At 68.8% G+C, this 12,623-nt stretch carries 12 protein-coding genes; 6 read left to right on the top strand and 6 right to left on the bottom strand.

Going from position 1 to position 12,623, the window contains the following annotated elements; translation table 11 throughout:
- Positions 1 to 18: 18 nt before the first annotated feature.
- Both IU452_RS06225 and IU452_RS06220 read left to right on the top strand, forming a co-directional pair.
- Positions 19 to 1,347 carry a cytochrome P450 gene (locus tag IU452_RS06225; RefSeq protein WP_195107915.1) on the top strand — a complete coding sequence of 443 codons (1,329 nt, stop codon included), beginning with the start codon at positions 19 to 21 and terminating at the stop codon, positions 1,345 to 1,347.
- Positions 1,348 to 1,445: 98 nt separating this feature from the next.
- Positions 1,446 to 2,774: a cytochrome P450 gene (locus IU452_RS06220; protein ID WP_195107914.1), complete on the top strand. Its 1,329-nt coding sequence runs from the start codon at positions 1,446 to 1,448 to the stop codon at positions 2,772 to 2,774.
- A 7-nt stretch (positions 2,775 to 2,781) separates the two neighbouring features.
- Here IU452_RS06220 and IU452_RS06215 read toward each other — a convergent pair whose 3' ends face one another.
- Entirely contained in the window at positions 2,782 to 3,519 is a 738-nt protein-coding gene (locus IU452_RS06215; RefSeq protein ID WP_195107913.1) for an SDR family NAD(P)-dependent oxidoreductase, read from the bottom strand.
- A 62-nt stretch (positions 3,520 to 3,581) separates the two neighbouring features.
- Between IU452_RS06215 and IU452_RS06210 the strand changes: the two genes are divergently transcribed.
- Positions 3,582 to 4,193: a YbaK/EbsC family protein gene (locus IU452_RS06210; protein ID WP_195107912.1), complete on the top strand. Its 612-nt coding sequence runs from the start codon at positions 3,582 to 3,584 to the stop codon at positions 4,191 to 4,193.
- On the opposite strand, the gene IU452_RS06205 is transcribed toward IU452_RS06210, so the two are convergent.
- Complete coding sequence (locus tag IU452_RS06205) at positions 4,190 to 5,389, bottom strand: DUF418 domain-containing protein (RefSeq protein WP_195107911.1); 1,200 nt, start codon at positions 5,387 to 5,389, stop codon at positions 4,190 to 4,192. The two genes, IU452_RS06210 and IU452_RS06205, sit on opposite strands and share 4 nt — an antisense overlap.
- 307 nt (positions 5,390 to 5,696) lie before the next feature.
- Between IU452_RS06205 and IU452_RS06200 the strand changes: the two genes are divergently transcribed.
- Positions 5,697 to 6,455: an alpha/beta hydrolase gene (locus IU452_RS06200; protein WP_195107910.1), complete on the top strand. Its 759-nt coding sequence runs from the start codon at positions 5,697 to 5,699 to the stop codon at positions 6,453 to 6,455.
- A 4-nt stretch (positions 6,456 to 6,459) separates the two neighbouring features.
- Here IU452_RS06200 and IU452_RS06195 read toward each other — a convergent pair whose 3' ends face one another.
- The 3 genes from IU452_RS06195 to IU452_RS38815 form a co-directional block, all read right to left on the bottom strand.
- Positions 6,460 to 7,839 (bottom strand): acyl-CoA dehydrogenase family protein, encoded by a 1,380-nt coding sequence (locus IU452_RS06195; protein ID WP_195107909.1) that lies wholly within the window; start codon positions 7,837 to 7,839, stop codon positions 6,460 to 6,462.
- Positions 7,840 to 8,012: 173 nt separating this feature from the next.
- Positions 8,013 to 8,594: an aromatic amino acid lyase gene (locus IU452_RS38820; RefSeq protein ID WP_267467499.1), complete on the bottom strand. Its 582-nt coding sequence runs from the start codon at positions 8,592 to 8,594 to the stop codon at positions 8,013 to 8,015.
- Positions 8,591 to 9,226 carry an aromatic amino acid lyase gene (locus IU452_RS38815; protein WP_195107908.1) on the bottom strand — a complete coding sequence of 212 codons (636 nt, stop codon included), beginning with the start codon at positions 9,224 to 9,226 and terminating at the stop codon, positions 8,591 to 8,593. The genes IU452_RS38820 and IU452_RS38815 overlap by 4 nt, the downstream gene beginning before the upstream one ends.
- A 91-nt stretch (positions 9,227 to 9,317) precedes the next feature.
- Between IU452_RS38815 and IU452_RS06180 the strand changes: the two genes are divergently transcribed.
- Complete coding sequence (locus IU452_RS06180; protein ID WP_195107907.1) at positions 9,318 to 10,154, top strand: methyltransferase domain-containing protein; 837 nt, start codon at positions 9,318 to 9,320, stop codon at positions 10,152 to 10,154.
- Here the strand turns inward: IU452_RS06180 and IU452_RS06175 are convergent.
- Positions 10,135 to 11,283, bottom strand: coding sequence for a saccharopine dehydrogenase NADP-binding domain-containing protein (locus IU452_RS06175; protein WP_195107906.1), 1,149 nt, complete (start codon positions 11,281 to 11,283; stop codon positions 10,135 to 10,137). The two genes, IU452_RS06180 and IU452_RS06175, sit on opposite strands and share 20 nt — an antisense overlap.
- Positions 11,284 to 11,536: 253 nt before the next feature.
- On the opposite strand from IU452_RS06175, the gene IU452_RS06170 reads away from it, so the two are divergent.
- The gene (locus IU452_RS06170; protein WP_195107905.1) at positions 11,537 to 12,499 is read left to right on the top strand and encodes a ferritin-like domain-containing protein; all 963 of its coding nucleotides are present in this window, start codon (positions 11,537 to 11,539) and stop codon (positions 12,497 to 12,499) included.
- The last annotated feature ends 124 nt before the right edge of the window (positions 12,500 to 12,623 follow it).

Raw genomic sequence — 12,623 nt, 5'->3', positions numbered from 1 at the left:
GCCCGTGGGAGGTTCGACATGGCGACCGCCAGCTATCCACCAGGTCCCCGGCTGCCCAGGCTCGTTCAGACGCTGTTGTTCGCGCGACGACGACAGCAGTTCGAGGCGAGAGTCCGCCGCCGCTACGGCGATACGTTCACGCTGCGGCTGGTGCCACCGTTCGCCGGCCATCTGGTGGTGTTCTCCCGGCCCGAGCACATTCGCGAGATCTTCGCCGCCGATCCGGCGGATCTGCACGCCGGGGAGGGCAATGGGCTGTTCGGCCCGATCGTGGGTGACCGTTCGGTGCTGGTGACCGACGAGGCCGAACACGCCCGCGCGCGGCGGCTGCTGATGCCGGCGTTCACCGGCTCGGCGCTGCACGGCTATCGCGAACTGGTGGCGGCGATCGCCAAGGACCACATCGACGAGTGGGTGTCGCAGTCGACGCTGCCGGCTCTGGCGCGGATGAACGATCTCACGTTGGACGTGATCATGCAGGTCGTGTTGGGGGTGACCGAGGAGCGCCGCCGCGCCGAGCTGGCGCCGCGGTTGCGCCGCGTCATTCAACTCGACCCGATCGTGTTCTACGGCTTGGCGATACCGCAGCTGCGCCGTATCGGGCCGTGGAAGCGCTTCTATGCCGCCGTCGCCGAGCTGGACCGGATGCTGTATGCCGAGATCGCGCACCGGCGTGCCCAGGCGCACCGGGATCCGCGCGCCGATGTGCTCTCGCGGCTGCTGGCGGTCGGCAGCGGCGAGAATCCGGCCGATGCGCCGCTGTCGGACGAGGAGTTGCGCGATCAGCTGGTCACCCTGCTGCTGGCCGGTCACGAAACCACTTCCTCCGCGCTGGCCTGGGCGTTCCACGAACTGGCCGCCGCCCCCGAGGTGCAGCGGCGGGCCCGCCACGCCGCCTGCGAGGGCGACGACAAATATCTGGAGGCGGTGCTGAAGGAGGCGATGCGCCGCCGCACCGTGATCAGCGCGGCCATACGCCGGGTGAACCGCGATATGACCCTGGGCGGGTGGGAACTTCCGGAGGGCACCTACGTCATCACGTCGATCGTGCTGGCGCACCAGGATCCGGCACACCACCCCGATTCCGACACCTTCCGCCCGGAGCGTTTCCTCGACGGGAGCGTCGCCGCCAACACCTGGCTGCCGTTCGGCGGCGGGGTGCGCCGCTGCATCGGCGCCGGATTCGCCCTCATGGAGGGCACCGCCGTGCTGCGCGAGGCCCTGTCGCGCTACACCCTGTCCCTGCCGCCCGGCGCCGCACCCGAGCGCGGCCGCCTGCGCAACATCACCACCGTCCCCGCGGACGGTGCCCGAGTCCTGGTGGTCCCCAATGGTTCCCGGCGCTGATCCGGCTCGGCTCTTGGGCCTGCCCCGAATTCGGCCTAACGTAAACGGCACGCGCGCGATTCGTAGTGCCGCACCGACGCGGTCTCGGGAGGACCACCATGGGTAAAGCCACCTATCCACCCGGCCCTCGATTGCCGAGGCTGATCCAGACGATCGCGTTTTCGCAGCGGCGTCACCAATTCATGACCGCCATGGGCCGCCGCTACGGCGATGTGTTCACCCTGCGATTCACTCCGCCGTTCTCCGAGCAGATGGTGGTGTTCTCCCGGCCCGAGCACATTCGCGAGATCTTCGCCGCCGATCCGGCGGATCTGCACGCGGGAGAAGGCAATCGGGCGCTGGGTGCGCTCATGGGCGAACATTCGGTGCTGCTGACCGACGAAGCCGAACACGCCCGCGCGCGGCGACTGCTCATGCCGGCGTTCACCGGCTCGGCGCTACACGGGTACCGCGAACTGGTGGCGGCGATCGCCAAGGCGCACATCGACCAGTGGTCGCCCGGTTCGACCGTGCCCGCACTGGCCCGGATGAACGATCTCACCCTGGACGTGATCATGCAGGTCGTCTTCGGGGTGACCGAGGAGCACCGCCGCGCCGAGCTGGCCCCGCTACTGCGCCGCACCATCCAGCTGGACCCGATCGTCTTCATCGGTCTGTCCTGGTCGTGGCTGCACGGGATGGGTCCGTGGAAACGCTTCTACGACGACAAGTCCCGGCTCGACGAGCTGCTGTTCGCCGAGATCGCCCGCCGCCGCGCGCATCCGGATCTGGATCAGCGCGCCGATGTGCTGTCGCGGCTGCTGGCGGTCGGGTCCGGGGAGAATCCGAACGACGCCCCGCTGTCGGATGAGGAGTTGCGCGATCAGCTGGTCACCCTGCTGCTGGCCGGGCACGAAACCACCGCCTCGGCGCTGGCGTGGGCGTTCCGCGAACTGGCGGCGGCACCCGAGGTGCAGGAGCGGGCTCGCCGTGCCGCATGCGAGGGCGACGACAAATATGTGGAGGCGGTGCTCAAGGAGGCGATGCGCCGCCGCACCGTCATCGGCGGCACCATGCGGCGGCTGACCCGCGATCTGACCCTGTGCGGCTGGGATCTGCCGGCGGGCACGGTGGTGTCCACCTCGATCGTGCTGGCCCATCGCAATCCGGATCGCCACCCGGATCCGGATCGTTTCCGCCCGGAGCGCTTCCTCGACGGCAGCGTCGCCACCAACACCTGGTTCCCGTTCGGCGGCGGGGTGCGCCGCTGCATCGGCGCGAGCCTGGCCCTCATGGAGGGCACCGTCGTGCTGCGCGAGGCCCTGTCCCGCTACACGATGTCCCTGCCGCCGGGGGTGCGCGATACCCATGGCCGCATGCGCAACATCACCCACGTTCCCGCCGACGACGCGCGAGTGGTGGTCGCCGCCAACGAGATTCGGCCCTGACCAGGGGTCAGTGCAGATACGAGGCGCCGTTGACGTCGAGGACGGCGCCGGAGCTCCAGACGGCCTCGGCCGAGGCGAGATAGCGGACGGCGGCGGCGATTTCGGCCGGCTCGGCGACGCGGCCGAAGGGGCTCTGCGAGCGGACTTCGTCGGTGAGACGGTCGGCGACACGTTCGGTGGCGACGAAGCCGGGGGCGACCGAGGCGACCGCAATACCGTAGGGCGCCAATGACACCGCCAGCGACTGGCCCATCGCCTGCGCCGCGGCCTTGGTCGCGCCGTAGGCGGGATGGTCGGGCTCGCCGCGGAAGGCGCCGCGCGAGCCGACGTTCACGATGCGCCCCGGCACGCCGCGCTCGATCATGTGCCGCGCCGCGCAGTAGGAGACGTGTGCGGTACCGAGCAGATTGACATCGACGGTTTGGCGCCAAACCTGCTGCCACTGTTCGTAATCGGTCGACGGCAGCGGATGCGGCAGATTGACCGCGGCATTGTTGACCAGCACATGCACGGTGTCCAACGCCTCCACGGCCTGCGCCACGACCGCGGCCGCCCCGTCCGGGGTCGCGACATCCCCGCCGACCAGCACATGCCCGGCCCCCGCCAGCCCCGCCAGCGTCTTCTCCGCCTCCTCTCGCCGCGAGGAGTAGTGCACCGCAACCCGATCCCCGTTCTCGGCGAACGCACTTGCGATCGCCCGCCCGATCCCCCGCGACGCACCCGTCACCAACACACCCCGACTCATATCTCGATCACCATGCACTGCAGCCTACGGCCGGGCATCGGGGCGCCTGTTCCCCAGTCCATATGGTTGCCTCGATCGACACCACCGGCCCCTTCGCGGGAACGCTGGGCCCCGGCGCTACCGTGGGTCGGGTGAACTGGACCATTGCGGGGACCTTGTCGGTCGAGCGAGCCGTGGACCGGCCGGAGCTGGTGGCCGAGCCGGTGGCGAAGGCACTGCAGGAGATTCCGGATCGGGAACGGATCGGCGTGGCGGCGATCGATCCCGAACTGGCCGATACCGCCGCGTTCTGTGCGGCATACGGAGTGCCGACCGCCGCGTCGGCGAACTGTGTCGTGGTGACGGGCAAGCGCGGCGGTGAGGCTCGGCTGGCGGCATGTCTGGTGCTGGCCACGACGCGGGCCGATGTGAACGGGACCGTGCGCCGCCGTCTCGATGTGCGCAAGGCGTCGTTCGCGCCGATGGACCAGGCCGTCGAGCTCACCGGCATGGCCTACGGGGGCATCACGCCGGTGGGTCTGCCCGGCGACTGGCCGTTGCTGATCGATGCGGCGGTGGCCGCCGCGCCGGAACTGGTGATCGGCAGCGGGATTCGCGGTAGCAAACTGTTGATCTCCGGCTCGGTGCTGGCGGGACTGCCCGGTGCCGAAGTGATCGACGGTCTGGGCCGCTAGGTCGATCGGGCCGGATCGCGCCGCCACCGCGGCCTGGCCCGATACGTCGCCGCCCGCAACACCCACTCCACCGGGCCGTAGGCGTGGGTGCGCAGCCAGCGGTCGCTGACCCACAGTTGCGCCGCGAAGGTCACCAGTGCGATCACGACGATGAGGGGCGGTGCGAGGTCATCGGCGAGCCCGAGCCCGTACCCGGTGTAGACGAGCATGAACACCACCGATTGGCCGATGTAGTTGCTGGCCGCCATGCGACCGGCCGGGGCGAGCCGCCCGACCGCGCCCGCCCATCGCGACCAGGTGAGCCGCACGATGACCGCCATATAGGCGAAGGTCATCCATGGGTTGGCCAGCTCCTGCATCCCGAACCAGAATCCCGGCATGTCGAGATATCCGGCACTGTCGGCGAAGGTGACCGCCGAAACCGGCACTCCCACACCGAATCCCACCCACATCAGCCGCGGCGCCCAGCGGCGCAGCCAGGCGCCGTCGGCCAGCACGCGGCGCTTACCCGCGGCCATGCCGACGAGGAACATCGCCAGGCTCGGCACGCCCTGCCCGATCCAGATGAACAGCATCCACATCGGGGCCCCGCTCACCTGCGTGTGGAAGGTGTCGGCGAAGCCGCCGGTATATCCGTCGTACAGGCGACGCAGATCGAAGATCTGCCCGAGACTTTCCACCCCGTCGTTACCCGGCGGCAGAAAACTCAGCAGCGCGAACACGCCGTACAGCACGGCGCCGACGATCAGTGCGGTGCGCGGTCGCAGCTTGCGCAGCAGGATCAGGATCAGGCACATCCCCGCGTACAGGGTGAGGATGTCACCGAACCACAGCAGCATCACATGCGCCAGCCCGATCAGAAACAGCGCACCACAGCGCCGCAGCAACCGAGCCCGCGGCGACACCCCGGCCCGCTCGGCCGCCGCGATCTGCAGGGTGAACGAATAGCCGAACAAGAACGCGAACAACAGATAGAACCGACCGAGGAACAGCCCATCCACCAGGGCAGTGGTGACCTGGTCCAGCGGCCCGTCGAAGTACGGCCCCGAACCGTGGTCCGGCGCACCGAGAGTCACCAACGTCGTCATCACGATCACGTTGGTCACGAGAATCCCGAACAGCGCGAACCCGCGCAGAATATCGACCTCGGTGATGCGCCGCCCGGTCACGGCGGCCGAGGACACAGACCCGGACATATCAGCACATTAGGCCCCATTCCGCCCCCGCCGCGTCCACCACTCGGCCCATCCCGACTCCACTCACCTACCTCTTCCGCACGAACGCCTCACCCCACAACGCGACCTCCGCCGTATTGACACCCCCGATCGCCCGACCGCGCATCGGGCTGATAGCGTGCGGAAGACCGTGACATCACGCGAGGAGGTGAGACCCATGAACGTTGTAACCAAGTGGGTGCTCCCACTCGTGTTCACGGTCGGGCGATCGACATAGGGGTCGCCGGGAGCGCCTGAGCGAGAAGGCAATCCCGGAAGGCAACAACCTATGCATTTCACCTCGCAGACATCGTCGAACGGTGTCGTCGAACGCACCTTCACCCTGGACGACGTCACCGGCGTGCTGTGGTCACCGGCATCCGGCTCCGACGGTGCTCCCCTGGTCCTGATGGGTCACGGTGGCGGCCTACACAAGAAGGCACGCGGACTCGTGGCTCGCGCCCACCGCTGCGTGACCACCGATGGCTTCACCGTCGCCGCCATCGACGCGCCCGGACACGGCGACCGGCCGCGGAACTCACAGGACCAACACTGGGTCGCCGACCTCTTACAGGCTCGGGCAGCACGCCAGCCGCTCGGCCCGATCATTACCGACTACAACACCTCGCTGGCCGAGCGTGCCGTGCCGGAATGGCGGGCGACCATCGACGCCTTGCAGGCGTTGCCCGAAATCGGCACCGAAGCACCGATCGGCTACAGCGGCATGACGTTGGCCAGCGCGATCGGGCTGCCGCTGACCGCGATCGAACCCCGGATCACCACCGCGATCTTCGGTGGCGTCTTCGTCTACGACGCCCTGACCGAGGCGGCGAAACGGATCACCATTCCGATCGAATTCCTGCTCCCGTGGGACGACGAGGAAATCGACCGCCGCACCGGCCTCGCGTTGTTCGACGCCTTCGCCTCGAAAGAAAAGGTGCTGCACGCCTTCCCGGGCGGGCATCACGAGGTCCCGGCATACATGGGCGACAGCTCGGGCGGACTCTTCGCCCGCCATCTCCGCCGGGCTGTCGGCGCACCGGCCTGACGGATCAGCGGGGCGGTCGGAGCACCCTCATCGCGGCTTTCACGATCGGTTCCGGCACACGGTCTTTCAACAGCAATGCCGCGGCCGCGGCCCTGGTTCGCACCTCGGTGCCGCGGCCGAACATCTTGTTCAGCGGGCCGCCCGACGGTTCGAGATCGATGTGCAGCGGCGGCTTGCCTTCGGCCGCTCCCAGCGCACTGGAGATCACGATGCGCTGGATTTCGCTGGTGCCTTCGAAGATGGTGTACAACTTGGCATCTCGGTACCACTTCTCCACCGGATGGTCGGTGATGTAGCCCCATCCACCCATCGTCTGTATCGCGCGTTCGGTGGCCCGCACCGCCACCTCGCTGGCCGCCAGCTTCGCCATCGACCCCTCGCCGCGCTCGAAGGGCACGCCGTTGGCCGCCATCCAGGACGCCCGCCACGTCAGCAGCCGCGCGGCGTCGATCTGCGTGGCCAGGTCGGCGATCGGGAAGGCGATGCCCTGATGGTCGATGATCGGCGCGCCGAAGGCCTCGCGCCGGTTGGCGTAGGCGGTCATATATTCCAATGCCGCCCTGGCTATTCCGAGCGCCTGCGCGGCGACCAGCGGGCGAGTCTGCTCGAAAGTACCCAGCGTGGCCGAACCGGAGCGTTCACCGTCCTGGGCTGCCTCGCGCGCCTTGGCCAGCTTGTGCTCGAGCCGGTCGACTCCCCCGAGCAGATTGTCCGCAGGCACGCGCACACCGTCGAACTTCAACTCGGCGGTGTGCGATGCCCGGCACCCCAGCTTGTCGAGCTTTCGCACCAATTCCAATCCCGGGGTGCCGCCCGGCACCACGAACAGCGCCTGGCCGCGGTGTCCGAGTTGCTCATCCACCACCGCGTTCACGACGTGTACGTGGGCGATGCCGCCGTTACCGATCCACATCTTGTGGCCGTCGATAATCCAGTCGTCGCCGTCGCGCACGGCGCGCGTGCGCAGGTGGCGCACGTCGCTGCCACCTTCGGGTTCGGATATCGCGAGCGCCGCGAGCTTCAAATCCCCGGGGGTGCCGAAACATTCGGGCGCCCACCGCAGCATCTGCTCGGGTGTCGCGGCTCGGCCGATCGCCGACAGGGCCAGGGCGGGCATCACGATCGCCAACCCGATACCGGCACAGCCCCAGAACAGCTCTTCCATGAATATCGGAAGCGATAACCCGGTCGGGTCGCCGATGAGGTCGCGATAGAACAGCGGGCTGTAGAACCCCCGCGCGGCGGCCTCTTCGAGCACCGGCCACGGAAACTCCTGGGCCTGGTCGTAATGGGAGGCCACGGGCCTCATGCAGTCCTGCGCGAATTCGTGCGCACGCTGGGCCAGATCGTGCTGCGCTGCCGTGGGAGTCAAGTCGAACGTCACGACTTCTCGATACCCGGCCAGAGACCGTCGACACGCCGGTTGCGCATACCGCCTGTTCGCCGGGCGCCCCGGACCGCCGGATCATGCGGCGCAACGGTCTTCATCAGCGGAGTCGACAACCGGGGAGAAGGCTCCGTCGCGGACGAGGGCCGTGGCCGCTTCGACGTCGGGGGTCAGGTACCGGTCGTCGGTGAGCGGCTCGATCCCCCGGCGAGATTCGCGGGCAGGCCGTAACTCCACTCCGGGTCCATCAGTCTGCCGGACAACCCCTCCGACAGCACGGCGAGGTTGGTGAGTTGGGCGTTGAGCTTGTCCATATGTTCGCCGAGATGCGTTGCGGCCCAGTTGCCGCCGATGACGAACTCGTAGCCGCCGGAATCGCGGGGGAAGATCAGGGGATTGGAGGTGGAGGCGTTCGCTTCGCTGACCGCCGCGTCCCGGGCGTCGGCAAGCGTCTTCCACAGTCCGCTCAGCACATGCGGTGTGGACCGCACCGAGGTGGCGTCCTGCACACGCGGACCGTGATAGCCGAGCCGGGTGCGACCGTCCTCGGTCATCCACTGGGTGCCGCAATGGAGGGCTCGGATCTGCTCGGCCGTGTCTACCTGTTCTGCGATACCGCGCTCCTGATGGGTCCGTTCGTCGAACGCGCCCTGCTCGGCCCGCGTCGCCTCGAGAAACAGGGTGAAACCGGCGGTGAAGGCGTCCAGATCGCGCTCGGCCCGGTCGAGCGCGTCGACGAAGCGGGCCGTCAGCGCGCTGCCGCCGCTGATGAGAGGTAACGCCTCCCCCGATTCGAGGACGAACTGCTCGGGCAGGCCCGCAACCCCGTCGCCGCCGCGACCTGTTTGCCGCGGAAGAACACCGGATTGCCCTCCCCGATCATGCTCGATCCGGCCGCGGCCATCGGCTGCAGGTCGCCGGTGCCGAGCGAGCCGATCTCCGGCATCACCGGCAGCACCCCGGCGTCGACCATCGACAGCATGCGGTCCACCACGTCCGGGCGTACTCCCATCGCACCGCGGGCCATCGCGTTGGCGCGCAGGACCAGCGCCAGCCGCGCCACCCGCGGCGGCATGGCCGGTCCGACGCCTGCGGCATGAGAGCGCAGCACTCGCCGCTGGAACTCCTGCTGCTCCTCGACGGTGAGCGGTCGATCCTTGAGCGGGCCGAGGGCCTGATTCCAGCCGTACACTCGTTGGCCCGCGGCCACGGTGTCCAGCGCGCCCTGCCTGGTGACCGTCATCGTCTGCCGCGCCTGGTCGGACAGTCGCACGTCGATCGAGTCGTCGTGCAGGACACGCAGCATCGTCGGCCAGTCGAGGTGGTCGCCGTCCACCATGATCACCGCGGTGGGTGCGGTCGGCGTATTTCGATCTTTGGCCACAGGCGACTTCCGGATTCCTCCGCGACCGCCCGCTGCCGCAATACACTTCGAGACGACCCGAGAGAAATCCGCAACGGGACGGAAGAGACTGATGACAGTCGGCACGAATGATGTCGCAGGATTCTACGACGGAACCGACAAGTTCAGCCTGGCAGGCAGGATCGAGGACCTGTGGGGTGCCAATCTGCACTACGGCTACTGGGACAACGACACCGACGAGGACGGCCCCAGCGAGGCCGCCACGGATCGGCTCACCGACCTCATGATCTCGGGCCTGGACCCGCAGCCCGGTCAGCGCATTCTCGACATCGGTTGCGGCAACGGCAATCCGACGCTGCGCCTGGCACGCGCGAGGGATGTGTCCGTCGTCGGTATCACCGTCAGCCGGGTGCAGGTCGAGCTGGCACAGGCTCGGGTCGCCGAGCTCGGTCTGGCCGAGCGCGCCGAATTCCGGTTGGCCGACGCGATGAAGATGCCGTTCCCCGACTCCTCGTTCGATGCCGCCTGGGCGCTGGAGTCGATGCTGCACATGCCCGACCGCGGACAGGTGCTGGCCGAGGCCGCGCGAGTGCTACGCCCCGGCGCACCGCTGGCGATCGCCGATGTCGTCGAGCGCGGGCCCGTCAGCCCCGAGGGAAAAGCCGTGCTCGACCACATGCGCGCCACCTACAAGATCCACTCGCTCGGCACCGCCGACGAATATCGTGAGCAGTTGGCGGCGAACGATTTCGTCGACGTCGAGATCACCGACATCACCGACAAGGTCAGTCGCACGGGACTAGTGATGGCCACCGTCGTGGAAAAGAAGCGTGCCGAATTCCTCAGGCATGCCACCGAGCAGGAGATCGACGCGTTCACCGGTTTCATGCGCCGCTCGGCAGCGACGCGAGAGATCGGCTATCTGTTCATCACCGCCACTCGCCGTTGACGGTCGCCGGGTCGTGCCGTTCCACGACGGCGTCGTCGATCCGATAGCGAATCCCCCGCTCCCGCAACGCATCCAGGAATTCCGCCGGGTCCACCACCTCCGCCGCGGCGAGCGGGCCGGACGCGGTGAAGTCGTCCTCGACCGTGCGGCCCGCGATGCGTGCCGCGATCGGGCCGGTGCTGTCGAAGATGCCCGGACCCGACAACGCGGCGGTGCGGTGCATACCGCCGCCCGACAGCCGGGCGACGATATGAAAGTGCGTGGGATCGTTGGCGATTCGGGTGCGCACTCCTCCACCGGCGGCCACCGCGACCCGTTCGAAGGCCCCGGACAGCGGCGACCGCAGGCCCCAGGCGAACACTCGCGACAGTTGCGGTGCGAACCGTTCGGCGAAGGCCGGAACGACCGTCGAGGCCGTCATCGCGGGCCGGATGCGCCGGACCGGCACGTGCCGGGGAATCGTGAGCACCTCCGGCAGCGGATAGGCGACGACGCGGCGGCGGCCGATCGGTGCCGGGAAGTCCATCGATCGGGTCGGTGGCTGCCCGCGCAGTTCGACCAGGCCGTCGTCGAACGCCATCACCGGCAGCGCGAGTCCGCGCAGCCGCGCCTCGAGGGCCGCGCCGCTGGGCACCCAATCGGTGATGTGATAGGCGAGGTCGAGATCGTCGACCCGCTCGAATCCCGTGGCCGCCAACGACACCAGCAGATCCGCCAGTGCCGCGTAGAAGGCGGCAGACGGCACCAAGGCCACATCGGCTGCCGCGGCGGCGGATCCGTAGGTGTCGAACAATGCTCGGATGGCCTGCTGCTCGCCGCTGATGTCGACGTAGTGGCATCCTCCCGCGATCGCCGCGGCGGCCACCGGGGCACAGGTACGGGCGAACGGTCCCGCGGCGTTGACCAGGGTGCCCACCCGCGATGCCAAGGCCGCCAAGCCGTGGCTGTCGTCCAGTTCCACCACATGATGGTCGACGCCGCCGAGTTCGGCCGACAGCTGCCGCAGCGCCGACGGCGAACGGCCCGTGAGCAGTACGTCGTGTCCCATTGCGATGAGCTCTTTCGCGATCGAACGTCCGGAATAGCCGGTCGCGCCGTAGATCGCGATGGTCTTTCGATGATCGGCCACCGGCCACCCTCCTTCGCTCGCGCCTCGCGACCGCCCGACCGGGTCGCGGCACTGCGATCAGCCTGGCAAGCGGGCAGGGTGTCGCGCTTTCAGAAACGTGCGGTGCGGATCGGGCGCGAAAAGTTCTCCACCGCAAGCCACTTCTTTCCGTCATTACTCGCGGGGCCGTTATCGGAGGGCGGTGCGGGGTAGTCCGAGTAGCGGTGCAGCGTTGCGCCGACCCGATGCGTCAACGTCAAAGGACGAGATTCCCATGAGCACACGCGAGATCACTACCCTGCTGGGGCAGCTGCGTGCCGTCCGCGATCTGACCAATACCGAAATCCAGATCGCGGAAACCCGTATCGCACAGGCCCGGACGGAGGCGGTGCGCCGCGAACTGTCCGAGAACGCCGACAACGCCCGCGCCCGCGCCGAGGCCATCGAGGCCGCCATCCGTGAACTCGGCGGCGTCCCGGCGCTGATCGGCCCCTTCCTCGGGCGGGTCACCGCCGTGGTCAAGGCGATGGTCGAACAGGCCCAGCCGTTCGACGAAGCGCTGCTCGGCGACCTCGCGCTCGAACACCAGCTGCTCGACCGCGCCCGCTACATCAAGGCCCTCGCGACCACCGCCCAGCGACCCGACGTCGTGGCCCTGGCGGAGCGGTTGATCACCGCGCACGAGGCGACCGTGGACTGGCTGACCACCGTCCTGGTCGAGGAGGCCCTCGGCGGACCGGCCGCCCTGCGCCGCACGCCACTTCAGGCGGCCACGGGGACCGCGGTGAGGGCGATCAACGTCCCGGTCACCTGGTCCGCCCGCGGGCTCGACCGGGCGCTGGACACCTTCCGCTCCACCCGGCCCGCGCTCGGCGAACTGCTCGAGCGGGGCGCGCACGTGGGCGATGTCGCGGTCAAGACTCTCACCGCCTCCCGCGACGCCGCCCTCGAGACCGCCGAGCGGGTCACCCGCCGCGAAGGCGCCGAGGCGGCCGCCGACGCCTTACATTCGGTGCGCACGGCCACCGGCGTCCTCGAGCGCCATGAGCTGCCCATCCGTGACTACGACGACCTGAACGTCAGCCAGGCCGTCGCCGCGATCAAGGACCTGAACAAGCCCGACGACGTCCGCGCGATCCTCGCCTACGAGGAAGCGAACAAGAACCGCCACGGTGTCGTCTCGGCCGCCCAGGCCCGGCTCGCGGCGATCGCCCAGGAAGTCACCGGCCGTCACTGAGCTCGTTCGATGCCCACCGGTGGCCTCCCACCGGTGGGCACGGACCCAGCCGCCCCCGGATACAGCCCGGCCAGGCGAGCGGTCGGCGCGGGATGCGTAGCCGGGCGTTCGCTCCTACTATGAG

The organism is Nocardia transvalensis (assembly GCF_015477765.1).
Lineage (GTDB): Bacteria > Actinomycetota > Actinomycetes > Mycobacteriales > Mycobacteriaceae > Nocardia > Nocardia transvalensis_A.
The sequence above is the reverse complement of the archived record's forward strand: the minus strand, read 5'-3'. Positions and strand labels throughout refer to the sequence as shown.

Coding starts and splice junctions, on each gene's coding strand:
- IU452_RS06170 (WP_195107905.1), top strand. CDS start 11,537: ATGAGCACACGCGAGATCACTACCCTGCTGGGGCAGCTGCGTGCCGTC.
- IU452_RS06225 (WP_195107915.1), top strand. CDS start 19: ATGGCGACCGCCAGCTATCCACCAGGTCCCCGGCTGCCCAGGCTCGTT.
- IU452_RS06205 (WP_195107911.1), bottom strand. CDS start 5,389: ATGTCCGGGTCTGTGTCCTCGGCCGCCGTGACCGGGCGGCGCATCACC.
- IU452_RS06210 (WP_195107912.1), top strand. CDS start 3,582: ATGGTTGCCTCGATCGACACCACCGGCCCCTTCGCGGGAACGCTGGGC.
- IU452_RS06200 (WP_195107910.1), top strand. CDS start 5,697: ATGCATTTCACCTCGCAGACATCGTCGAACGGTGTCGTCGAACGCACC.
- IU452_RS06180 (WP_195107907.1), top strand. CDS start 9,318: ATGACAGTCGGCACGAATGATGTCGCAGGATTCTACGACGGAACCGAC.
- IU452_RS06220 (WP_195107914.1), top strand. CDS start 1,446: ATGGGTAAAGCCACCTATCCACCCGGCCCTCGATTGCCGAGGCTGATC.
- IU452_RS06215 (WP_195107913.1), bottom strand. CDS start 3,519: ATGAGTCGGGGTGTGTTGGTGACGGGTGCGTCGCGGGGGATCGGGCGG.